This is a genomic window from Pseudomonas sp. DW-iso17 (assembly GCF_058725345.1).
On sequence record NZ_JBZXEA010000006.1, the window covers coordinates 69149 to 92879 of the forward strand.

At 60.1% G+C, this 23731-nt stretch carries 17 protein-coding genes; 14 read left to right on the top strand and 3 right to left on the bottom strand.

Features of this window, described 5'->3' with window-relative positions:
• Window positions 1-34 precede the first annotated feature (34 nt).
• From AC4PS6_RS05380 to AC4PS6_RS05390, 3 genes are all read right to left on the bottom strand, one after another.
• Window positions 35-1939, bottom strand: a complete 1905-nt coding sequence (locus AC4PS6_RS05380; protein ID WP_336827281.1) for an RCC1 domain-containing protein — start codon at window positions 1937-1939, stop codon at window positions 35-37.
• 144 nt (window positions 1940-2083) lie between these two features.
• On the bottom strand, window positions 2084-4060 hold the full coding sequence (locus AC4PS6_RS05385) for a hypothetical protein (protein WP_032902414.1): 1977 nt from the start codon (window positions 4058-4060) through the stop codon (window positions 2084-2086).
• A 109-nt stretch (window positions 4061-4169) separates the two neighbouring features.
• Complete coding sequence (locus AC4PS6_RS05390) at window positions 4170-6158, bottom strand: hypothetical protein (protein WP_032902415.1); 1989 nt, start codon at window positions 6156-6158, stop codon at window positions 4170-4172.
• A 195-nt stretch (window positions 6159-6353) separates the two neighbouring features.
• Here AC4PS6_RS05390 and AC4PS6_RS05395 point away from each other — a divergent pair, with 195 nt between their 5' ends.
• From AC4PS6_RS05395 to AC4PS6_RS05460, 14 genes are all read left to right on the top strand, one after another.
• On the top strand, window positions 6354-7358 hold the full coding sequence (locus tag AC4PS6_RS05395; RefSeq protein WP_372242392.1) for an alpha/beta fold hydrolase: 1005 nt from the start codon (window positions 6354-6356) through the stop codon (window positions 7356-7358).
• A 25-nt stretch (window positions 7359-7383) separates the two neighbouring features.
• Entirely contained in the window at window positions 7384-8337 is a 954-nt protein-coding gene (locus AC4PS6_RS05400; protein ID WP_130175476.1) for a D-2-hydroxyacid dehydrogenase family protein, read from the top strand.
• Window positions 8338-8386: 49 nt separating this feature from the next.
• Window positions 8387-8563, top strand: coding sequence for a hypothetical protein (locus AC4PS6_RS05405; RefSeq protein ID WP_236466368.1), 177 nt, complete (start codon window positions 8387-8389; stop codon window positions 8561-8563).
• A 254-nt stretch (window positions 8564-8817) separates the two neighbouring features.
• Complete coding sequence (glgA, locus tag AC4PS6_RS05410; RefSeq protein WP_081036816.1) at window positions 8818-10374, top strand: glycogen synthase GlgA; 1557 nt, start codon at window positions 8818-8820, stop codon at window positions 10372-10374.
• A 31-nt stretch (window positions 10375-10405) separates the two neighbouring features.
• Window positions 10406-12151, top strand: a complete 1746-nt coding sequence (gene treZ / locus AC4PS6_RS05415; RefSeq protein WP_336827282.1) for a malto-oligosyltrehalose trehalohydrolase — start codon at window positions 10406-10408, stop codon at window positions 12149-12151.
• On the top strand, window positions 12148-14232 hold the full coding sequence (gene malQ / locus AC4PS6_RS05420; protein ID WP_336827283.1) for a 4-alpha-glucanotransferase: 2085 nt from the start codon (window positions 12148-12150) through the stop codon (window positions 14230-14232). The genes treZ and malQ overlap by 4 nt, the downstream gene beginning before the upstream one ends.
• Window positions 14229-16979: a malto-oligosyltrehalose synthase gene (locus AC4PS6_RS05425; protein ID WP_336827284.1), complete on the top strand. Its 2751-nt coding sequence runs from the start codon at window positions 14229-14231 to the stop codon at window positions 16977-16979. Before malQ ends, AC4PS6_RS05425 begins: the two co-directional genes overlap by 4 nt.
• A 23-nt stretch (window positions 16980-17002) precedes the next feature.
• Window positions 17003-17272, top strand: a complete 270-nt coding sequence (locus AC4PS6_RS05430; RefSeq protein WP_003191595.1) for a DUF2934 domain-containing protein — start codon at window positions 17003-17005, stop codon at window positions 17270-17272.
• A 121-nt stretch (window positions 17273-17393) separates the two neighbouring features.
• Window positions 17394-19553: a glycogen debranching protein GlgX gene (gene glgX, locus AC4PS6_RS05435; RefSeq protein ID WP_014718610.1), complete on the top strand. Its 2160-nt coding sequence runs from the start codon at window positions 17394-17396 to the stop codon at window positions 19551-19553.
• 1 nt (window position 19554) lies between these two features.
• Complete coding sequence (locus tag AC4PS6_RS05440) at window positions 19555-20553, top strand: acyl-CoA dehydrogenase family protein (protein ID WP_060767727.1); 999 nt, start codon at window positions 19555-19557, stop codon at window positions 20551-20553.
• Window positions 20550-21308 (top strand): PIG-L deacetylase family protein, encoded by a 759-nt coding sequence (locus tag AC4PS6_RS05445; protein ID WP_014718612.1) that lies wholly within the window; start codon window positions 20550-20552, stop codon window positions 21306-21308. The genes AC4PS6_RS05440 and AC4PS6_RS05445 overlap by 4 nt, the downstream gene beginning before the upstream one ends.
• Window positions 21305-21904 carry an SAM-dependent methyltransferase gene (locus AC4PS6_RS05450; protein WP_201914902.1) on the top strand — a complete coding sequence of 200 codons (600 nt, stop codon included), beginning with the start codon at window positions 21305-21307 and terminating at the stop codon, window positions 21902-21904. Before AC4PS6_RS05445 ends, AC4PS6_RS05450 begins: the two co-directional genes overlap by 4 nt.
• Complete coding sequence (locus AC4PS6_RS05455; RefSeq protein WP_020302308.1) at window positions 21901-22560, top strand: glycosyltransferase family 2 protein; 660 nt, start codon at window positions 21901-21903, stop codon at window positions 22558-22560. Before AC4PS6_RS05450 ends, AC4PS6_RS05455 begins: the two co-directional genes overlap by 4 nt.
• Before the next feature lie 290 nt (window positions 22561-22850).
• Window positions 22851-23612, top strand: a complete 762-nt coding sequence (locus AC4PS6_RS05460; RefSeq protein ID WP_336827286.1) for a PIG-L deacetylase family protein — start codon at window positions 22851-22853, stop codon at window positions 23610-23612.
• The last annotated feature ends 119 nt before the right edge of the window (window positions 23613-23731 follow it).

A 23731-nucleotide genomic window follows, 5' to 3' on the forward strand; every position in this document is an offset into this window, starting at 1 on the left:
TTTGGGTGTAAGCCGGTTGAACCCTTCCGGATGACTAATCGTTGCTTTCGGCTGATGGGTCGAAGTATTGGTTATCCACATTGCCACCCCATAACACATAGGTACCATCGGTGCGTCGCGCGGCAAATGAAGGGTCGTTATGAACGGGCCTTGGCGGTGGAGGGTTTCCAACATAAGGGAATCGTTTTATCGAGTACAATTCAACGACATTGCTGCGCACATAATCAGCCAACTCGGGAGGAATTTCACCCGCATCCTCCATCCGTAGAGTGGCGCCCCATACAGACACGGCCCCTTCCGTTCCCCCCTGGGTGGTAATCACCCCATAGGCCCCGTTGGTGCAGTAAACATCCCGTATGAGGCTGGCCATTAACGTTTGCCGCAGCGCAGCACTCATTTCGCCGCCAGACATATGAAGGCCATGCAAAACAATCGCATTGGTCCTGCCGTCATCGTGGCGACTGAGTAAGAAAAAACTGTGATCATTGGCATATAAGCTGAGATGACCATCCACAATAATGGCTCTGGACGACACGTTTTTGTGTTGTCTCTGCGGCTCCTTGTTTGTGCCAGGCCGGGGCGGGTCACCTGGGACTGCATTAGCGCCGTTAAAGGCCGCCTCAAACTGCACTTTTACCTGAGGTGGTATCGGATCGCCCCCGAATCCGATGGCCCCCCACGCCTCGGCCTGACCCGATTGGTTAGCGATCACAAATGCCCAACGGTTGGCCGTGCAAAGAATGATATTGCCACGCAAGGCCAAGTTGGCCGCACCGTCAGACATGTTCCCGCCTTCACCCACTCTCCCCCAACTGACAGCAATGCGACGCCCTCGGGTGATGGCGCAGAAGGCTGTCGTTGCCGCGATCACCGATTCGATCCCGCCGTCATTGAGGATCTGACGCAATTGTTCAACGGGAATGGTGCCGCCGCCCGTCGTATGTCCCCATACAGCAAAATCGCCATCAGCGGTTATGGCACAGAAGGAAATAGCTGTCGCTACAATCCGGGTAATAAACATCGAGTTGAGCTGGTCCCGAACGGCGGGTGGTATCGTGCCGCCTTTGTTCGGATCACCCCACGCATACACACGGCCGTTCTGGGTTCGCACAGCAAAGGCGTCATCTGCCGCGTAAATAGCCAAGGGTGGGTCAAAGAGCAATGCTTGATGAATAGCATTGGGGATCGTGGCAATGGGATTATTTACTGGACCAATTGCGGCAATACGGTTGGCCCCGGCAGCGGGGTTACTATAAATAACAGCGAAGCCACTTCGGGTGCTGTAAACAGAGCGAATGCCCTGCAAGGGTGGCAACGTGGCGGGAACATCGCCCCCCCAACACAACAACTGGTTAGTACTTCCCAGCGGCACCAGCGCCGCGAAACTGCGTTCGGACGAGAACAACCGAACGGCCTTGTTATTTTTCAAAAAACTGATTATTTCGGGTGGAACCGGTAAGCCCCATCCATTTTGCCCTTTTAGATGAACATCGCCGCTGGAGGGGTCAAGCAATGCAAAAACGCCGCCCGTGGAAACAAACAACCTGTCAGTGGGTTCGGGCACGTGAAATGAAAAATTACCGCGCTGTTTTAGATAACATGCTTCGTTTTCTTCATCAGAAATATTTTGAAAATCCGAATTTATTGGATAAAGCGGGGATTTAGCCTCTTCACCCAGCGCGCCGTCAGACGATACGGGAACCACCGAAAACTGTAGAAATTTCCCACCGTCCGCTGCTCTCAACTTTATGTCCAATTGCCCTTCGTCCGTCAGGCGTTCACCATTGATATACCAATAGAATTTAGACAATCCTTCTGGGCTACCCCCATTGCTGTTGTAAAGATAAAAACCATGTACGGTTGCGCCGACAAAAACATCCCCCACCACTTGAACATGAGTGGCCTCCGGGATCACAAGTTTAGCCTTGATTTTTTTCATAGCGTTCTCCAAGCACTTCATAGGGCGTAGTTGGATGTAACAATGAGAGGGTGCTTCGAATGCAAATCTTCGTTACAAAGACCAAGGTCGCTTGCAAATAACCCGCGCAAGCGCGGGTTATAAGGTTCATCCAAGCGGCTGTTTTTACGTATCGTGCTCCCGAGGGTCGTAATGTTGGTTTTTTACATTGCCGCCCCATAACACATAAGTGTCATCGGTGCGTCGCGCAGCAAACGAGGGATCGATGTGCACAGGTCTTGGTGGTGGCGGTGGAGGCGGTGGTGGAGGTGGCGGCCGAGGTGGAGGATCGGGCTGCTTCACATAGGGAAAACGCTTGATGGAATATAGCTCCACTACGTCACTGCGAACATGCTCGGCCAGTTCAGGCGGTATTTCTCCGGCATCCTCCATCGCCAGCGTAGCACCCCAGACTGAAACGGCCCCGACTGTGCCCCCCTGAGTGGTAATCACACCGTACGCCCCGTTGGTGCAGTACACGTCGCGGATCAAACTGGCCATCAATGTTTGCCGAAGTCCCTGGCTCATGACGGCCCCATGGCTAGGGTAGCCGTGCAGCACGATCGCATGAGTTCTTCCATCGTCGTGACGACTCAACAGAAAGAAACTGACATCGTTGGCATACACGCTGATATTGCCTTCCAGCACAATGGCGCGGGACGAAACGTTAGGGTGGTGCCTCGGCTTTTGCCCTTTGATAGGCGAGCGCTCTGGCTCCCCCGGCACGGCGAGAAGGTCCGTGGGCGATACGTTAGGATCCGCGCTGATCCTGAAGGCCTTCTCTATTTCCCGTTTCACGTTGTTGGGCAGTGGAGCACCACCATAAAGCGCTGCGCCCCACGACTCCGCCTGGCCTGAAGCATTGGCCATCAAGAAAGCCCAACGATTGGCCCTGCAAAGAATGATATTCCCACGAACAGCCAAGTCTGCCGCACCGGCCGACATGGTTCCGCCCTGGCCGGCTGCCCCCCAACTGTAGGCCCGACGAGGGTTTCGAGTGATGGCACAAAATGCGTTCTCGGCGGCAATCAGCGATTCAATGCCGCCCTCCTCAATAATTTTACCGTACTGGACAACTGGGATGACGCCACCACCACCGGGGTTCCCCCACGCTACGCAATCACCATTCTTGTCATCGATGGCGCAGAACGACATCGCCGTTGCCACAATCCGGGTGACAAACATTGCGTTGAGTCGTCTCCTGACGTCATCGGGGATGATGCCGCCGTTGTGAGGATGCCCCCAAGCGTAAACCTTACCGCCACTGGTTCGCACGGCAAATGCATCATCTGTCGCATAAATGGCCTCGGGTTGATCCCATACCAGCGCTGATTGAATCTCATCGGGCACAGTGGAAACGGGCCTGCCCACCGGACCGATGGCAGCGATTCGATTACTGGCACCCTGAGGGTTGCTATAAATGATCGCGAATGCACTTCTTGTACTGTAGACCGACCGTACGCCTTGCAGCGGCGGAAGGGTTGGTGGAATGGTGGGCCCCCACATCAACAACTGGTTGGTACCGCCCAATGGAATGAGCGCTGCGAAACTCACCTCTGAAGAAAACAACTTGATTGCCTTGTTGTTTTTCAGAAAGTTCACAATCTCCGGTGGCACCGGCAAACCCCAGCCTGTCTGACCTTCCAGATGAACGTCACCCGTAGTAGGCTCGAGCAGCGCAAACACCCCGCCCGTAGAAACGAACAGCCGATCCGCAGGCTCCGGAACGTGAAAGGAAAAGTTGCCGCGCTGCTTCAGGAAACACCACTCATTTTCATCGTCCGATATATTCTGAAAGCCTGAGATAACTTTATAGGTTTCAGAAAAACGCTCAATACCTCGCGTACCGTCAGACGCAACAGGAATGACCGAAAACTGCAAATACTTACCGCCATCCGCGGCTCTTAGTTTCAAGTCCACCTGGCCTTCTTTTTCAAGTCGTTCGCCGTTGAGATGCCAATAAAACTCAGACAATCCCTCTGGGCTGCCACCGGCGTTACTGTAGATATAAAACCCTCGCACGGTAGCGCTGACATGCACATCACCCAAAATCAGAACCTGGGTTGCTTCCGGCACAGTGTCGGTAGATTCAGTTATTTTCATAATACCCTCCAACTAGGCAGGTTAGGCACGTTGAGAGTCTTAAGGCCTGACCCCGTTTGCGCCTACCATTACAGACTCCAACCAGGAGTCTCTTTCAGTCCTTTTGGATTTACGGTTTTGTGGGATCAATATGTTCATTCGGAATAAGCAATGTGCCTCCCCAATTGACCCATGTGTCATTGCCAAGCCTTGCAGAGAAGGCGCCTTGCCGACCAATATTTGGGTTATAGGGGGGCATCTGTTGGATGGAATAGAGTTCTTTAATCTGCGCTCGCAAATGCGGTTGAAGCAGATCAGGTATCTGCCCTGCTTCCTGCTGAGCATTATTGGCGCCGAACGCGACGACGGCCCCGGTGACCCCTCCCTGATTGGTGATCATTGCGTAGGCACCGTTCGTGCAATACACATCGGTGATTTGACTGGCCATCAACACTTGACGGGTCGCCGAAGGCATCGCCCCGCCATACCCTGCATGGCCCCACGTAATCAAATCAATCGTTACACCACCATTGCCCTTGCTCGACAGGAAAAAACTCGAGTCATTCGAGCTCAACGTGACATCGCCCAACTGAGTCACAAGATGGGTCAGACTGACGCGCTGCTTGCCGATGCTATGGCAGACACAGGCGGTGTCAGACGTGTGCGACCGCTGTGGATTTACATTGGCCACCTGCAATTTTTCGAACACCGCCCGCACACGCTCCTTCGCACCGCTGGCTTCAAGCACTTCGCCCGCATCTACGACTGCGAACGACTCCTCTGAGTCCGCGGTGCCCTCAGCAGTGGGCGTGTTTCCGCCCATGCCATTGACGCCCCAGGCCGCAATACCGCCGCCATCGTTAACAATGCAAAACGCATATGCCGTACTTGCACACATCACGATATAGCCGCGGGCGGCCAGTATCCGGGCCTCTTCGCTCATTACCCCACCATAGGGGCCGCCCCAACTCAACGCGGTTGCGCGTCGCTTGGTAATCACGACAAAAGAGTCACGATTGGCAACCACATGTTGTGCCCCCTCACCATCCAGAATTTTTTCCAAGTCAGCCGCGGAGATTGCGCCACCGCTGTTGGCCGGCCCCCAAGTTACAACGGTGCTAACGGTAGGATCACCAATGCGTACCGCACCGATCGCGCAAAAAGCGCCTGCTGTGGAAACAATTCGGGTGACGTTTATCTGATCCAACTCTTTTCGCTTGTTCTGATCGAAGGTACCTCCCGCTGCTGGGCTCCCCCACGCGTAAACCCGCCCGCTTTCGGTGAGAACCGCGAAGGCCGCCGCAGTACTGTAGATAGCCTTGGGTTGATCAAAGAACAAAAACTTTTGTATATCGTCAGGTACGCCTCCGCCGTTGGCAACGCTTCCGAACGCACCAATCCTGTTTTTACCCGGCGGCGGATTATCATAAATCCAGGCAATTGCCGACTCATTGCAATACACGTATTTAATATTGCTCAAATCCAAATCATGGGGGATAGGCCCGATATTCTGTCCCCACAGGAGCAATTGGTTTGCAGTGCCGACCACCGGCACCAACGCAGCAAAGTCCTTTGCGGTTGAAAACATCCGAGTGGCAGGATTATTGTTCAGGTACTGAGCTATTTCTGCTGGCGGGATACCACCAGAATCGTTGCGTCCCTTCACGAAGATACTTTGCGTGGTACCACTCATCCACGCGAATGCGCCCGAAGTGGAGTTTACGATTCGATCATTGGGTTCGTTTCGATACAAGGAAAAGGCACCGTACTGCTTAATGAAACTACTATTGCTTTCCTCTTCCGAAATATTTTGATAGCCACTGACGATGGTTTTAACTTGCGAATACACTTCATTACCGCTAACCCCTGAAGCGGAGACAGGCGTAACTGCAAATCGGACTTGTTGCCCAATCATACCTTGCGTAATAGTGAGGTCGAGATTTTTCGTAAGAGGCCCCGGGGCTTCGCCCACATACCAGCGGTACAGTGACCGCCCTTCTTCCGCTTCGCCTCCTGTCGCATTGTATTTATAACTTCCGCGTACCGTGCCTCCGGGCATATTTTCGCCAATAATAGTGACATGGGTTGCGATGGGAACCGAAAAAGTAGTTTTGCTCATGATCTTCTCCTCCAACGTTGCTTGACCCCACTAGTTGGCGCGTGTTGACATAACCCGTCTACTGTCAGAAGTAACAGGTAAGTGAACCTTCCGTCCGATTTCGGTGACACACTGCCAAGCGCCGCGCACCGCTGATTAATCAAACGTTAATGCAGCAGACTCACCCTCTTCTTTTTATCTTTGGAGAAGCCCATCGTGAATTTGCACACAGTTTCTCTCACTGGCCTGCTACTCGTTGGCACAGCGCCGGCATTCGCCGAATCCCCCGCCTATGGTCCTGAACTCCAAGGCTTCCAATACCCCCACCCCCTCCAACACTTCGCCTTCCAATCCCAAGGCAAATCCCTGCAAATGGGCTACATGGACGTCCCCGCCACCGGTACTCCAAACGGTCGCAGCGTGGTGCTGATGCACGGCAAGAACTTCTGCGGCGCCACCTGGGAAGGTTCGATCAAGGCGCTGAGTGACGCCGGTTACCGCGTCATCGCCCCAGACCAGATCGGCTTTTGCACCTCCAGCAAGCCCGACCACTACCAGTACAGCTTCCAGCAACTGGCGACCAACACCCATCAACTGCTGGAAAAGCTCGGCATTCAAAAGGCCACCGTGATCGGCCATTCCACCGGCGGCATGCTCGCCACACGCTATGCGCTGATGTACCCCCAGCAAACCGAACAGTTGGGGCTGGTGAACCCCATTGGGCTGGAAGACTGGAAAGCCCTCGGCGTGCCTTACCAGAGCGTCGACCAGTGGTACCAGCGCGAGCTGAAACTGAGCGCCGACGGTGTACGCAACTATGAGCGAAACACCTATTACGTGGGGCGCTGGAAACCTGAATACGAGCGCTGGGTAGACATGCTCGCCGGCTTGAACAAAGGCCCGGGGCATCTTCAGGTTGCCTGGAACTCGGCGTTGATTTACGACATGATCTTCACCCAACCGGTGTACTACGAGTTCAAGGACTTGCAGGTGCCCACCCTGCTGCTGATCGGCACCAGCGACACCACCGCTATCGGCAAAGATGTGGCGCCGGCGGCGGTCAAGGCCAAAATTGGTCATTACGAGGTACTGGGCAAGCAGGTGGCCAAGCTGATTCCCCGCGCCACGTTGGTGGAGTTCCCCGGCCTGGGCCATGCGCCCCAGATGGAAGAGCCGGAACAGTTTCATAAAGCCCTGTTGCAGGGGTTGAACGCCCTCTAATTCAACCTTTTCGAGGCCCGCGTGTATGTCGATACAGATCGCAGTGTTGGATGACTGGCAAAACGTGGCCAGTGACGTGGTGGATTGGTCTACGCTGGGCAGCGTAGGCAAGGTGCATTTTCTCCACGACTACCCCGCCGATACCGCCACTATGATCGAGCGCTTGAAAGGGTTCGAGGTGATTTGCCTGATGCGCGAACGCTCAACCTTTGACAAAGCCCTGCTGCAAGGGCTGCCCAAGCTCAAATTGCTGGTGACCGGCGGCATGCGCAATGCCGCCATCGACCTTCCCGCAGCCAAGGCTCTGGGCATCCAAGTGTGCGGCACCGACAGCTATAAACACGCCGCACCGGAACTGACCTGGGCCTTGATCATGGCCTCTACACGCAACCTGCTCGCCGAAGCCAACTCACTGCGTGCGGGCGGATGGCAGGTCGGTCTGGGCGGCGATCTGCATGGCAAGACCTTGGGCATTCTGGGGCTGGGCAGCATTGGCCAGAAAGTCGCAAAGTTCGCCCAGGTCTTTGGTATGCGGGTGATTGCCTGGAGTGAAAACCTCACACCGGAGCGTGCGGCTGAATCGGGCGTGACCTGGGTCAGCAAGCGCGAGCTGTTTGAGCAGGCGGATATTCTGACCATCCACCTGGTGCTTAGCGAGCGCAGCCGTGGCCTGGTGGATGCGCAAGCCTTGGGCTGGATGAAACCCACCGCGCGGCTGGTGAACACCGCACGCGGGCCGATTGTGGATGAGCAGGCGCTGGTGCAAGCGTTACGCAGCGGTCGTCTGGCCGGGGCGGCGCTGGATGTATATGCCCAGGAACCGCTGCCGGCTGACCATCCGTTTCGCCACTTGCCCAATGTACTGGCGACGCCACACGTGGGGTATGTGAGCGAGCAGAATTACCGGCAGTTCTATCAGCAGATGATCGAAGATATCCAAGCCTGGGCCAAGGGTGTGCCCATTCGCGGGCTCACCTGATGCACCACTTTAGTGCGTTATTTGACCCTGTCTTTTGGTAGGAGCGAGCTTGCTCGCGAAAAACGCCAACGATAACGCGGTCATTCTGGTTTTACTCGGCGGCCTTTGGTTTTTCGCGAGCAAGCTCGCTCCTACAGAGGCAGGGCGGTATATCGATAAAAGTTTTTTGTCCTACAAAATCGGCTTGAAAACCCAGCAGGCGCTGGGATCTGTCCTAGACTCATGACCGATGGGTCCGTTCCAAAACAAAAACCCCGCAAAAAATCTAAACTTTCGAAACCTGCCGCTGGTCAAGTTTTAGGTAAGGGCGAGCACGCGCGCTTCAGGCCGAATGCCCGCTCATCCAATCTTTTTAAGCCGACGTAGCAACTGGCATACGCCTTGCCAGCTTGTATAGCGCTTGTGTGCCTGGCCGCAGGATGCGGTCACTCGGAGCCGATGGCAGCGGGCCATTAGCCAACCAACAGATGGGAGTGCATTATGATCAGTGCCGCAGTAGATACTCAGGGAGAGCGTTTTAGTCAGCCGGCAGGAGGGCCAAAGTCTTTGGCCGACCTGCCCAACACTGTGCGGCCGGTCGTGAGTCAGAATCCGAATCGAAAGAAAGTCTTGTTTGTCACCTCCGAGTTCGCGGACCTGGTGAAAACCGGTGGCCTGGGCGACGTCTCCGCTGCCCTGCCCCGCGCCATGGCCCACCTGCATGATGTGCGAGTACTGATTCCGGGTTACCCGCAAGTGATGGAAAGCGACAACCCGATTCATATCGTCGGTGAACTGGGCGGCCACGCTGCGTTGCCACCGTGCAAGATCGGGCGCATGGACCTCAAGGACGGCCTGGTCATCTACGTGCTGATCTGCCCCGAACTGTATGAGCGTGAAGGCACGCCCTACGGCGCCAACAATGGTCGCGACTGGCCAGACAACCATATCCGCTTCGCCCGTCTGGGCCTGGCCGCCGCCGACATGGCCGCCAACCTCGCGCAAATCCACTGGTGCCCGGACCTGGTGCATGCCCATGACTGGCCTGCGGGCCTGGCTCCGGCGTACATGCACTGGCGTGGGTCGCGCACGCCAACCCTGTTCACCATTCATAACCTGGCCTACCAGGGCGTGGTCAGCCTGGCCTCGACGCCAGAGCTGGGCATTCCGCCCCATGCCCTGCAACAAGAAGGCATGGAGTTCTACGGCAAGATGTCGTTTCTCAAGGCGGGCATGGCGTATTCCAGCCATATCACCACCGTGAGCGCCACCTACGCCCAGGAGATCACCACCCCGGAATTCGGTTGCGGCCTGGATGGATTCCTCGCCAGCAAGACCCAGCAAGGTCTGCTCAGCGGCATTCCCAACGGTATCGACGAAAGCTGGGAGACGTCCACCGACACGCATCTGATCCACAACTTCAATATCGGCGACTGGGAAGGTAAGGCTATCAACGCCGCCCATGTGCGCGAGTTGTTTGGGCTGCAGCCATCCAGTGGCCCGCTGTTCGCTGTGGTCTCGCGCCTGGTCTACCAGAAAGGCCTGGACCTGACCGAAGCCGTCGCCAGTTTCATCGTCGAAAACGGCGGCCAGATTGCGATCATCGGCCGTGGCGAGCCGGAAGAAGAACAGGCCATGCGCGAATTGGCACTGCGCTTCCCGGGCCAGGTGGGGGTACGTATCGGCTTCAACGAGACCGATGCGCGCCGCATGTTCGCCGGCAGCGATTTCCTGCTGATGCCGTCACGCTATGAACCCTGCGGCCTGAGCCAGATGTATGCGCAGCGCTTCGGCTCGTTGCCGGTGGCGCGTAACACCGGCGGGCTGGCGGACACCATTGAGGATGGCGTCACCGGCTTCCTGTTCAATGAATCCACCGTGCAAAGCTACGAAGAGGCGCTGCGCCGCGCCTTCAAGGTGTTCGCCTTCCCCGGTCTGCTCAACGCCATGCGCAGCCGTGCCATGACCCAGCCGTTCAACTGGTGCCAGGCCGTGGAACCCTACGCCGAGCTCTATGAACGACTGGTGGCCAAGGCATTGGGAAAATCGAACAAGTAACGACTGGAACAACTAAGGGAGGTCTTCATAGATGCCGTTACGGACTCTGGAAACCTGGCCCCACGGCGCAATCATGCTGGACGCGCACCGCACGCGCTTTGCGTTATGGGCGCCAGACGCATTTTATGTTAGCGTTGAATTGGAACAGGGTAAAACCATCGTCATGCTTCCCCAGGCCGGTGGTTGGTTCGAAGTCGAAGTCGCGTGCCCTGCCGGCACGCTTTACCGCTTTAATATCGATGGCGAAAATACGGTGCCCGACCCCGCTTCCAGGGCCCAGGCGCTGGATGTGCATGGGTGGAGCCGAGTAGTCGACCCCCTCGCCTATGAATGGCGCCACAGCCAGTGGCAGGGTCGCCCGTGGCACACGGCGGTGATCTACGAACTCCACGTCGGCGCCATGGGCGGCTACGCTGCCGTCGAGAAACACCTGCCCCGCCTGGCTGAACTAGGCGTCACCGCAGTTGAATTGATGCCTTTGGCGCAATTCCCCGGCGAACGCAATTGGGGCTATGACGGCGTGCTGCCCTATGCGCCCCACGCCACCTACGGCACTCCCGAGCAACTCAAGCAACTGATCGACAGTGCCCACGGCCACGGTTTGGCCGTGATCCTCGATGTGGTCTACAACCACTTCGGCCCCGACGGCAATTACCTGGGCCAGTACGCCCAGGGGTTCTTCCAGAAGGACGTGCACACCCCCTGGGGCGCTGGTATTGATTTCGAGCGCCGTGAAGTGCGGGATTTCTTCCTCGATAACGCCCTGATGTGGCTGCTCGAATACCGCTTCGACGGCCTGCGCCTGGATGCCGTGCACGCCATTGACAACCCCGGGTTTCTACAGGAACTGGCACAACGGGTACGCCAGCAGGTGGACGGCGGACGCCACGTGTGGCTGATGCTGGAAAACGAACTGAACCAGGCCAGCCTGTTGCAGCACGATTTCGACGCCCAATGGAATGACGACTTTCATAATGTGCTGCACGTACTGCTCACCGGTGAAACCGACGCTTACTACAGCGATTTTGCCGAGCAGCCCACCGCCAAGCTGGCGCGCTGCCTGGCCGAGGGGTTCATCTACCAGGGCGAAACGACACGCCATGGTCATGCACGGGGCGAACCCAGTGCGGAACTGCCCCCCAGCGCCTTCGTCGCATTCCTGCAGAACCACGACCAGGTTGGCAACCGCGCTCTGGGCGAACGCCTGCACCAGTTGTGTTCGCCCCAGGCCCTGAAAGCCGCGACCGCCCTGCTGCTGCTGTGCCCCATGATCCCGATGCTGTTCATGGGCGACGAAGTAAATGCCGCCGAGCCCTTCCTGTTTTTTACCGACCATCATGGCGAACTGGCCGAGGCGGTGCGTGAGGGGCGGCGCAATGAATTTGCCGACTTCGCGGCGTTTCACGACCCCGAGCAACGCCAGCGCATCCCCGACCCCAACGCGCTGCAAACCTTTTTACAGTCGGTGCCCTCCTTCGTCGAGAACGACCACACCCAGCTCTACCGTCACCTGCTGAGCCTGCGTCACACACACGTAGTGCCGCACTTGCCCGGTACGGTGGCCCTGGGCGCGCAGGTGCTGGCTGACCATGCCGTCACCGCGCGCTGGCGTCTGGGCAACGGCCGTGTGCTGCAGATCGACCTGAACCTGAGTGAACAGCCCCTGGATCATCCGGCACCCCACCCGATTATTTTCCAAACGCCTGCCCAGCAAGGTGCGCACTTACCGCCCTTGAGCGCTCGCGTTTGCTTATCCCCTGTTGGAGACATTCTTTGAGCGAAGCGAACCTGGAAATTCTCGCCAGCCGCGCAGGCCTGGCCGTCGATTGGATCGATGCCAACGGTCGCCCGCAGCATGTAAAGCCTGACGCCCTGCGCGCTGTGCTCAAAGGCCTTGGGCACCCGGCCGACAGCGATGCCGAGATCGACGCCAGCCTGCAGCAACTTGAGCAGGCGCAGCAAGACACCCACCTGCCGCCGTTGATGACCACCGACAGTGGTGCGGGCCTGGACCTGGCGCGTTATTTCGCTCCCGATACCCCGTGTCGCGTCAGCCTGGAAGGCGGCGAAACCCTGGAGCTGCGCCTGGACGGCGAGGCTGTGCTGCCCGGCGTGATCGCCCTGGGCTACCACCAGGTGCATATCGACGGGCAAACCTTCACCCTGGCCGTCGCTCCCAGCCACTGCTACAGCGTGGCCGACGCGGTCGACAGCCAACCCGCTCGCGCCTGGGGCCTCAGCGCCCAACTCTATGCCTTGCGCCGCCTCGGCGATGGCGGTTTTGGCGACACCCTGGCTCTGGAGCACCTGGTGCGTTCCGCCGCCGAGCGCGGCGCCGACGCTGTGGCGATCAGCCCGATGCACGCGATGTTCAGCGCCGACACCGAGCGTTTCAGCCCTTATTCACCCTCCAGCCGCCTGTTTCTCAACAGCCTGTATGCTTCGCCGGCGTGCATCCTCGGTGAACGTGAGGTGCGCAACGCCATCGAAGCTGCCGGGTTGGCTGACGAGTTGCATGCCCTGGAACAGCTCCCGCTGATCGACTGGCCGGCCGCCGCCAAGGCCAAGCAACGCCTGCTGCGCACACTGTATGAAGACTTCCGCCACGGCGCGCATCCCCAGCATGCCGACTTCCAAAGCTTCCGCCAGACCGGCGGCGAAGCCCTGGAAAACCACTGCCGCTTCGAAGCCATACAGGCCCAGCGTGCTGCCGCCGGTGAGGACCTGGACTGGCGCCAATGGCCCGAAGCCTGGCGCACGCCGCAAAGCCCGGCCCTGGCGCAGTTCGCCGAGGAAAACCGCGACGAAATCGGCTATTTCGCCTTCACCCAATGGCTGATCGCCCGTAGCCTTGAGCGCGCGCAACAAGCCGCCCGTGGCAGCGGCATGGGCATCGGCCTGATCGCCGACCTGGCGGTGGGTGCCGATGGCGGCGGTAGCCAGGCCTGGAGCCGTCAAGACGAACTGCTGGCCGACCTGACCGTGGGCGCGCCACCGGACATTCTCAACCGCGCAGGCCAAGGTTGGGGGATCTCTGCCTTTTCCCCAGAGGGCCTCAAGCGCAATGGCTTTCGCGCCTTTATCGAAATGCTGCGGGCCAACTTCGCCCATGCCGGCGGCTTGCGCATCGACCATGTGATGGGCCTGCAACGCCTGTGGGTGATCCCCCTGGGTGCATCACCCCGCGAAGGCGCCTATTTGTATTACCCGGTGGACGACCTGCTGCGTTTGCTCGCCTTGGAATCGCACCACCACCAGGCCATCGTCCTCGGTGAAGACCTGGGCACCGTGCCTGAGGGCCTGCGCGAAAAGCTCAGCGCCCGCTCGATCCTGGGTATGCGTGTGCTGCTGTTCGAACAGAACCATGACGGCCAGTTCAAGCCCATCCTCGATTGGCCCGACAACGCCTTGGCCACCACCAGTACCCACGACTTGCCGACCCTCAATGGCTGGTGGCACAGCCGCGATATCGAATGGAATATCCAGCTGGGCCTGATCGATGCGCCCACCGTGGACCAATGGAGCGAACACCGCCTGCGCGAACGCCAGGCACTGCGCCAAGCCTTGAGCCAGGACCCGCAGAACTTCATCGATGAGATCCGCAACGACACCGACCATATGATCGACGCCAGCGTGCGCTACCTGGGCCATACCCGCGCGCCCCTGGTGTTGTTGCCCCTGGAAGATGCTTTGGGCATCGAGGAGCAAGCCAACCTGCCGGGCACCCTCGACACCCACCCCAATTGGCGCCGCCGCTTGCCCGGCGAAGCCGCCAGCCTGCTCGACAATGACAGCGCCGCGCGTCGCCTCGAACTGCTGGCCGTGGCGCGCAACCAAGCCTATGAGCGTGACCGATGAACGCACTGCCCCTGCGCGCCACCCAGCGCCTGCAATTTCATAAAGGTTTTACCCTCGATGACGCGGTGCCACTGGTGCCGTACTTTGCCCAACTGGGTATCAGCCACCTGTATGCTTCACCACTGTTAAGCGCCCGCGCAGGCTCCATGCACGGCTACGATGTGGTCGACCCGACCCGCGTCAACCCAGAGCTGGGTGGCGAAGCGGCGTTGCGTCGCCTGGTCGCCGCGCTGCGTGAGCACGACATGGGCTTGATCCTCGATATCGTCTCCAACCATATGGCCGTAGGCGGCGCGGATAACCCTTGGTGGCTGGACCTGCTGGAATGGGGCCGCCTGAGTCCCTACAGCGAGTTCTTCGACATCCAGTGGCACTCCCCCGACCCGCTGCTCAAGGGCCAGTTGCTGATGCCCTTCCTCGGCAGCGATTACGGCGAAGCCTTGCAGAACGGCACGCTCCCGCTCAAGTTCGATGCCGCCCAGGGGAGTTTCTATGTCGAGCATTACGAACACCGTTTTCCGATTTGCCCCAGGGACTACGGCCTGATCCTGGGCAACGATGAGTTACTCAAACCGCTGGCCGAACGTTTCGCCGCCCTCGCCTATCAGCACGACGCCTACGCCGAAGCCACCACGCTCAAACAAGCCTTGGCCGAACGCGCCAGCGAGCTGCTACCCGCTATTGAACAACGCCTGGCCGCATTCGACAGTCGCCAGCCCGAGGGCTTCGAGCGCCTGCATCACCTGCTGGAACAACAGACCTATCGCCTGGCCAGTTGGCGCACCGCCGCGGACGACATCAACTGGCGGCGCTTCTTCGACGTCACTGAATTGGGCGGCCTGCGGGTCGAACGCACGGCGGTGTTCGAGGCCACCCATGGCAAGATTTTCGAGCTGATCAGCGCGGGGCTGGTCGACGGGCTGCGCATCGACCATATCGACGGCCTGGCTGACCCGCGTGGCTATTGCCGCAAATTGCGTCGGCGTGTGGACGCGCTGTCACCCGAGCGCCACTTGCCGATCTTCGTCGAAAAGATCCTTGGCGAAGGCGAAACTTTGCGTGAAGACTGGCAGGTGGACGGCACTACCGGCTACGAGTTCATGAACCAGTTGTCCTTGCTGCAACACCATCCCGAAGGTTTTGCACCGCTGGCCGAGATGTGGACGCGTCACAGCGAACGGCCTTCAGCCTTCAGCGAAGAAGCGCGGCTGGCGCGCCAGCAGATCCTCAATGGTTCGTTGGGCGGCGACTTCGAAAGCGTGGCCCAGGCGCTGCTGCAAGTGGCCCGCGATGACGTGATGACCCGCGACCTGACCCTGGGCGCCATCCGCCGGGCCCTGCAGGAACTGATTGTGCATTTCCCGGTGTACCGCACCTACATCAGCGCCAAGGGCCGCAGTGCGGCCGACGACAAGGTGTTCCAGCAGGCCATGGAGGGTGCACGCAGTACCCTCAACGAAGGCGACTGGCCGGTGCTCGACCATCTGGAACAATGGTTGGGTGGTCAGCCCTGGCGCAATCGCCCGGTAGGCCGGGCGCGCAAGATGCTCAAGCATGCCTGCGTGCGCTTCCAGCAACTGACCTCGCCCGCCGCCGCCAAGGCTGTGGAAGACACCGCTTTCTATCGTTCGGCGGTGTTGTTGTCGCGCAACGATGTGGGTTTCAGTACCGAGCAATTCAGTGCGCCGTTGGCAGATTTCCATGCGGCCAATCAACAACGCCTGAAGACCTTCCCCGGCAACCTGCTGGCCACCGCCACCCACGACCACAAACGCGGCGAAGACACCCGTGCGCGCCTGGCGGTACTCAGCGAGTGCGCCCCCTGGTATGCCGAACAGGTCGAGCACTGGCGCCGCCTGGCCGAGCCTTTGCGCGAGAGCGCCGAGAGCCCCTCGGCGGGTGATGAGCTGATTCTCTATCAGGTGCTGCTGGGCAGTTGGCCGCTGGAGCCCAACCCCGATCTGGAGGCGTACCAGCAACGCCTGTGGCAGTGGCAGCAAAAAGCCCTGCGCGAGGCCAAGTTGCAGAGCAGTTGGAGCGCGCCCAACGAGGCTTACGAACAGGCGGTGGAAGCGTTCCTCAAGCGCCTGCTGCTCAGTGAGGCCGGTGCGCCGCTGCGCAGTGCGTTGGACAGCGCTGCGCAGGCCATCGCCCCCGCCGGCGCCCTGAATGGGCTGGCGCAAACCTTGCTTCATCTGACCGTGCCGGGTGTGCCGGATATTTACCAGGGCGATGAGTTCTGGGACTTCAGCCTGGTCGACCCGGACAACCGGCGCCCGGTGGACTTCGCTGCGCGGCAACGTGCATTGCAGGCACCACCGGACATCGGCGAACTGTTGTTCAACTGGCGCGACGGGCGTATCAAACAGGCAGTGATCGCCCAGGTACTGGGCCTGCGTAAAGCCTGCCCCGAGCTGCTGCGCCATGGCAGCTATACACCGCTGGAAGTGCTGGGCCAGCACGCGGAACGGGTGGTTGCGTTCTACCGTGAACATCAGGGCAGGCAGTTGCTGGTGGTGGTGCCGCGCTGGTCTTATCCGCTGCTTGAAAACGGGATGTTTCCCCAGATCAATGCCCAGGTTTGGGGCGATACGCGGGTGAAATTACCGTTCGCCGCCCCTGCACAAAACTGGAAGGGACTTTTTCAAACGGGCGTAGTCACACCCAACAAGGAGCTGTTGATCAGCGCTGCCCTGGGGGATCTCCCGGTCAATGTCTTTATCAATCCTGATAATCAAGAAAGCTGAAAATTTTCTGTGAGGAGTTTGTGATGAGTAAAGAAGACAAACGCATTCGCGAACTGGCGCATCAGATCTGGGAGTCTGAAGGCAAGCCCGATGGCGCCCATGATCGCCACTGGGAGATGGCGCGCAAGCTGGCGGAAGCCGAGGCGCTGACGCCGAGCAAGCCTAAACCGGCCGCCAAGCCGAAAACCGCGCCCAAGGCTGCGGCAAAGCCCAAACCTGCTGCGCCTGCCGCCGCCAAACCTGCGGCGAAGAAACCCGCCGCCCCGAAGAAGCCCAAACCGCCCGCCCCATGATTTCCCGGGCCTGCAGCACGCATTACGCGCTGCAGGCCCTTTTCCGTCCAAGCCATGCGCTGAAGCACCGTCAGTACGGCGGCGTTCGGCCCGAAAAAAGACCCCTTGCAGGAGCAACTCGATGAGCAAACCCGACAACACCACAGCGACGCCGGTTCATGAGCCGTCGCGGATCCGTGAAGGTTTGCCCTTCCCCCTCGGCGCCACCTGGGATGGCCTGGGTGTGAATTTTGCGCTGTTTTCCGCCAACGCCACCAAGGTGGAGCTGTGCCTGTTTGACGATACCGGCGAGGTTGAGCTGGAACGCATCGAACTGCCCGAATACACCGACGAAATCTTTCATGGCTACCTGCCCGATGCTCACCCCGGGCTGATTTACGGTTATCGCGTATACGGCCCCTATGACCCGGCCAATGGTCATCGCTTCAACCACAACAAGCTGTTGATCGACCCCTACGCCAAGCAACTGGTGGGCGAACTCAAATGGTCCGAAGCGCTGTTTGGCTACACCATCGGCCACCCGGACGACGACCTCAGTTTCGATGAACGCGACAGTGCGCCCTTCGTGCCCAAGTGCAAGGTCATCGACCCGGCGCACACCTGGGGCAACGACCAACCGGTACGAGTGCCGTGGGACCGCACGATCATCTACGAAACCCACCTGCGCGGCATCAGCATGCGTCATCCTTCGGTCGGCGAGTCGGTGCGGGGGACCTGCGCCGGTTTGATGGAAGATGACGTGCTCAAGCATATCCGTCAGTTGGGCATTTCCTCGGTCGAGCTGTTGCCCGTGCACGCCTTCGTCAACGACCAGCATCTGCTGGAAAAAGGCATGACCAACTATTGGGGCTATAACAGCATTGCGTTCTTCGCCCCTGACCCGCGCTACCTGGCCAGCGGCAAGATCGCCGAGTTCAAGGAGATGGTCGCGCACCTGCATGAGCAGAAGCTGGAAGTGATTCTGGACGTGGTTTACAACCACACCGCCGAAGGCAACGAGCGCGGCCCGACCCTGTCGATGCGCGGCATCGACAACGCCTCCTACTACCGGCTGATGCCCGACGACAAGCGTTTCTACATCAACGATTCCGGCACCGGCAATACCCTGGATCTGAGCCACCCCTGCGTGCTGCAAATGGTCACCGACTCCCTGCGCTACTGGGCCACCGAGATGCACGTGGACGGCTTCCGCTTCGACCTGGCGACCATCCTCGGTCGCTACCGCGACGGGTTCGATGAGCGCCACAGTTTCCTCGTGGCTTGCCGCCAGGACCCGGTGCTGCGCCAGTTGAAACTCATCGCCGAACCCTGGGACTGCGGCCCCGGTGGCTACCAGGTGGGCAACTTCCCACCAGGCTGGGTGGAATGGAACGACCGCTTCCGCGACACCGTGCGTGCGTTCTGGAAAGGCGACGATGGCCAACTCGCCGATTTCGCCGGGCGCATGACCGCCTCGGGCGAGATGTTCAACCACCGCGGGCGCAGGCCGTACAGCTCGGTGAACTTCATCACCGCCCACGACGGCTTCACCCTGCACGACCTGGTGTCGTACAACGACAAACACAACGAAGCCAACGACGAGAACAACCAGGACGGCAGCAATAACAACCTGTCCTGGAACCACGGTGTCGAAGGCCCTACCGACGACCCGGAGATCAACGCGCTGCGCCTGCGCCAGATGCGCAACTTCTTCGCCACTTTGCTGCTCGCCCAAGGCACGCCAATGATCGTCGCCGGGGACGAGTTCGCTCGCACTCAACACGGCAACAACAATGCCTATTGCCAGGACAGCGAGATCGGCTGGGTCAACTGGGACCTGGACGATGACGGCAAGGCCCTGCTCAAGTTCGTCAAGCGCCTGATCAAGCTGCGCCTGGCGTACCCGATCCTGCGGCGCGGGCGTTTCCTGGTGGGCGACTACAACGAAGACATCGGCGTGAAGGACGTCACCTGGCTCGCGCCGGATGGCAACGAAATGACCACCGAGCAATGGGAAGACAGCCAGGGCCGCTGCCTGGGCATGCTGATGGATGGCCGCGCCCAGGAAACCGGGATTCGTCGTGCCGGGGCCGACGCCACGCTGCTGCTGGTGGTCAACGCCCATCACGACCAGGTCAATTTCCGCCTGCCGCCGGTGCCGGAGGGCGAGTTCTGGACGTGCCTGCTCGACACCAACGACCCGGCTGTGCGTGGCCAGGAACGCTTTGATTTCGAGCATGAGTACGCGGTCACCGCTCGCTCGCTGCTGCTGTTTGAACTGCAGCATGAAGGCGAGGTGTGAAATGGCGTTGCACGGTTTCCTCCAGGGCTACCGGGGCTATGCCGACACGCAAGCCTTGGGTAATGCCCTGAGGGCCCTTCAAGAAGAAGGCCTTGATCAACTGCCGTTGCCGGGCAGCGGCCAGACCCTGTCCCGCTTGAGCCAACTGGCCCAGGTGGCCGGGCATGACTTGCGCCTGTGCAAGTTGTTCGAAGGCCATACCGATGCCCTGGCGATCATTGCCGAACTCGACAGCCCCTTGCCGCCGCTGGGCAGCACCTGGGGCATGTGGGCGGCCGAGCCGCCGACTGCCAAGGTGCGTGTGCGTCGCGACGGCCAGCGGCTGCTCGTCGAGGGGCGCAAGGCCTGGTGTTCCGGTGCGGCGGTGGTCAGCCATGGTTTGCTGACGGCCTGGGACGAAGAGGACCGCCAGCAATTGGTGGCCGTGGCGATGGATCAACCGGGCATCACGGTGACGGTTGAGGGTTGGAAGGCGGTGGGCATGGCGGCGACCGGAAGCGTCGACATCTTGTTCAGCGCCGCCAGGGGAATTGCCGTGGGCGGCCCGGGCGACTATCTGTCCCGTCCGGGCTTCTGGCACGGTGGGATCGGCATTGCCGCGTGCTGGTACGGCGCGGCGCAACGCCTGGGTGAAGTGCTGCGCGCCCAGTGCGCCACACGTGCAGAGCCCCATGCGCTGGCCCACCTCGGCGCGGTCGACAGCGCCCTGAACAGCGCCGCCTGCGTGTTGCGCGCCAGCGCCGCGCAGATCGACCGCGAGCCTCGCGCTGATGCGCGGCAACTGGCGCAACAGACGCGTGCTTGTATCGAGGACACAGTCGAGCAGGTGATCCAGCATGTGGGCCGCGCGGTCGGCGCCGGGCCGTATTGCAAGGATCCGCACTTTGCCCAGTTGATGGCCGATTTACCGGTGTATGTGCGGCAAAGTCATGCCGAACGCGACTTGGCCGCCCTCGGTGAACAGGTCGCCGGCGAGCCCACAGGGAGATGGGCGCTATGAGGCCCAATCCGATTGTTGGCCAGGGCACGCCGTTGAGCCACTGGCAAAACAGCGCACGATTGGCCGAGTTGCCGCACATCAGTGTGGCGCAGTTGGTGCCGCCAGGGCATCGAGCGGTGATCGTCGCCCCGCATCCGGATGACGAGGTGCTGGGCAGTGGTGGCCTGCTGCAAGGGCTGGCTGCGCTGGATCGCCCTATCCAGTTGATCTCCGTCACCGATGGCAGCGCCAGCCACCCGGGCTCCCGGCGCTGGCCGGTGGAGCGTCTGAGTGTGGTGCGTCCGCAGGAATCGGCCCAGGCCTTGCACCGCCTTGGCTTGCCGCTGCACAGTTTGAAATGGCTGCGCGGCGGGTTTGCCGACAGCCATGTGGCCGAGCGCGAAGCCCAGCTTTGCGAGTTTATCCAGCGCCACCTCAAGCCTAACGATGTGGTGTTCGCCACGTGGTGCGAGGATGGGCATTGCGACCATGAGGCCGTGGGCCGCGCCAGCGCCAAGGCAGCCAAGGCCGTCGGCGCAGTGTTGTGTGAACTGCCGGTATGGACCTGGCACTGGGCCACTGCCGAAGACCACAAGGTGCCCTGGCATCGGGCGCGCAAGATCCCGCTGACCGCCGAGCAAGTGGCGCGCAAACGCCATGCGATCCACGCCTTTGCCAGCCAATTGGAGGGCGACCCGCAAATCGGCCTGCCACCGGTGCTGGCGCCCTATGTGGTGGAGCGCTTGCTGCAACCTTTTGAGATGGTATTCGTATGAGTGTGGCAACCCCCTACTTCGACCAGTTGTTTGCCGACAATGACGACCCTTGGGCTTTTCGTCAGCGCTGGTACGAACAACGCAAGCGCGCCCTGACCTTGGCCGTGCTGACGCGGCTGCGCTATGTGTCGATATTCGAGCCGGGTTGTGCCAACGGCGAACTGAGTGCCGAGCTCGCGCCGCGTTGCGACCGCCTGCTGTGTTGCGACACCGCCACCGCTGCGGTGCGTCTGACACAGGCGCGGCTGGAGCATTTTCCTCATGCCCGCGTGGAGCAGCGTCGCCTGCCAGAACAATGGCCCGGCGGGCAATTCGAACTGATCGTATTGAGTGAGCTTTGTTATTACCTTGATGTAGATGATTTTAATCGTCTGATCGATTGCGCCCTCGCCGCCTTGACCGCTGACGGGCAAATTCTGGCCTGTCATTGGCGAGTGCCCATTGACGGTTGCCCGCAAACCGCCGAACAGGTGCACGCCGTGCTCCAACAGCGTCTGGGTGTAGCACCATTGGTCCAGTACCATGACCCGGATTTCCTGCTCAACCTGTGGAGCCTCGATGGCACCTCGGTCGCTCGCCACGAGGGTTTACGATGATCGGTATTCTGATCCCGGCACATAACGAAGAAGCCCTATTGGATGATTGCCTGAGAGCTGCGCGGATCGCCGCCAACCACCCGGGCTTGCTGGGTGAAGCGGTACAGATTCTGGTAGTACTCGACAGTTGCAGCGATGCCAGCGCGGCGATTGCCCAGGCCCACGAGGTGCATTGCCTGCACGTGCAGGCCCGCAACGTCGGGCACGCCCGCGGCGTGGGTGCAGGGTACTTGCTGGAGCAAGGCGCGCGGTGGATTTCCTGCACCGACGCCGACAGCCGTGTCGCCCCTGACTGGTTGGTGGCCCAACTGGCCCAAGGTTGCGACGCGGTGTGCGGCACAGTCACCGTGGACGCCTGGAGCGAAGGCTTCGACCCGGCCGCGCAGATTCGCTATCAGCAGGCCTACCAGGCCCGCGACGGGCATCGGCATATCCACGGTGCCAACCTGGGCGTGAGTGCCCGCGCCTACGTAGAGGCCGGTGGGTTTGAACCGCTGGAATGCCACGAGGATGTACAACTGGTACGTGAATTGGAGCGTTGCGGTGCATCCATTGCCTGGAGCCATGCACCGCAAGTGGTGACCAGTGCGCGACTGGATTGCCGGGCTGAGGGTGGGTTCGGTGATTACTTGAAGAGCTTGATGCGGGCTGGGTAAAAACAAAATCGCAGGCAAGCCAGCTCCCGCAGGGATCCATGCCAGGCGCAGATTCTGTGGGCAACATAGACCCTCTGTGGGAGCTGGCTTGCCTGCGATGACGTCAGCCCAGCAAACATCGCATCAAAGTTGTGCAGATACCCATGCCTGTCTATGCTCCTAACGCCTCGCACAGCATTTCAGTATTGGCATGCCACGCACTCACCTCAGCGGAGCCTGCGGTGAAGACAAGAGCGTCGTTCCGTCAACGGAGCACGACCCGGTATCAACCGACAAGGATGTGACACCCCATGAAGCCTGCCTCCTTAAGCGAAGGCCGTCGCGGCCCCGCGCAAATCTGGAACACTGCGCCGCAGTTGGCGCAAACCCCCATCATCTCCCTGAACACCCTGGTACCGCCCGGCGCTCGCGTCGTGGTAATCGCACCCCATCCTGGCGATGAAGTGCTGGCGTGCGGCGGTTTGCTGCAACTGCTCAGCACCCACGAGCATCCGCTGCAATTGATCTCCATCACCGACGGCAGCGCCAGCCATCCCGGCTCTCAAGTATGGCCGCCCAGCCGTTTGAGCGTGGTGCGCCCCCAGGAAAGCGCCGAGGCCCTGCGTCGACTGGGCATGCCCTTGCACAGCCTGAAATGGATTCGTGGCGGGTTTTGTGACGACGCCCTGGCCGCCCGTGAATCGCCGATGAGCCAATTCATCGCGCGCTACCTGCAACCCGGCGACGTGGTGTTTACGACCTGGCGCAACGACGGCAATGACGACCACGATGCCGTCGGCCGCGCGAGTGCCAGGGCGTGCAGCCTGGTAGGTGCCCAACTGTATGAACTGCCGATCTGGGCTTGGCATTGGCCGGCCCGGGAAAGCGCGGTAATGCCCTGGCAGCGTGCACGCAAGGTCCGCCTGGATACCTGGACCGTCGCGCGCAAGCTGCACGCCGCCCACGCCTACGCCAGCCAATTGGTGGGTGACCCGCAGATCGGCTTACCACCGATGCTCGCGCAGATATTGCTGGAGCGCATGCGCGAACCCTACGAAATCCTGTTCACCTGAACACTACCCTGTAGGAGCGAGCTTGCTCGCGAAAAACCTCAACGATAACGCGGGCTTACTGAATTAACGCGGCGCCTGCGCGTCTTTCACGAGCAATCGCGCTCCTACAAACGTTGGGC

Bases quoted from the DNA above. Each gene is read 5' to 3' on its own strand.
- AC4PS6_RS05380 (WP_336827281.1), bottom strand. From the start codon at position 1,939: ATGAAAAAAATCAAGGCTAAACTTGTGATCCCGGAGGCCACTCATGTT.
- AC4PS6_RS05385 (WP_032902414.1), bottom strand. From the start codon at position 4,060: ATGAAAATAACTGAATCTACCGACACTGTGCCGGAAGCAACCCAGGTT.
- AC4PS6_RS05390 (WP_032902415.1), bottom strand. From the start codon at position 6,158: ATGAGCAAAACTACTTTTTCGGTTCCCATCGCAACCCATGTCACTATT.
- AC4PS6_RS05400 (WP_130175476.1), top strand. From the start codon at position 7,384: ATGTCGATACAGATCGCAGTGTTGGATGACTGGCAAAACGTGGCCAGT.
- glgA (WP_081036816.1), top strand. From the start codon at position 8,818: ATGATCAGTGCCGCAGTAGATACTCAGGGAGAGCGTTTTAGTCAGCCG.
- treZ (WP_336827282.1), top strand. From the start codon at position 10,406: ATGCCGTTACGGACTCTGGAAACCTGGCCCCACGGCGCAATCATGCTG.
- AC4PS6_RS05425 (WP_336827284.1), top strand. From the start codon at position 14,229: ATGAACGCACTGCCCCTGCGCGCCACCCAGCGCCTGCAATTTCATAAA.
- AC4PS6_RS05430 (WP_003191595.1), top strand. From the start codon at position 17,003: ATGAGTAAAGAAGACAAACGCATTCGCGAACTGGCGCATCAGATCTGG.
- glgX (WP_014718610.1), top strand. From the start codon at position 17,394: ATGAGCAAACCCGACAACACCACAGCGACGCCGGTTCATGAGCCGTCG.
- AC4PS6_RS05440 (WP_060767727.1), top strand. From the start codon at position 19,555: ATGGCGTTGCACGGTTTCCTCCAGGGCTACCGGGGCTATGCCGACACG.
- AC4PS6_RS05445 (WP_014718612.1), top strand. From the start codon at position 20,550: ATGAGGCCCAATCCGATTGTTGGCCAGGGCACGCCGTTGAGCCACTGG.
- AC4PS6_RS05450 (WP_201914902.1), top strand. From the start codon at position 21,305: ATGAGTGTGGCAACCCCCTACTTCGACCAGTTGTTTGCCGACAATGAC.
- AC4PS6_RS05455 (WP_020302308.1), top strand. From the start codon at position 21,901: ATGATCGGTATTCTGATCCCGGCACATAACGAAGAAGCCCTATTGGAT.
- AC4PS6_RS05460 (WP_336827286.1), top strand. From the start codon at position 22,851: ATGAAGCCTGCCTCCTTAAGCGAAGGCCGTCGCGGCCCCGCGCAAATC.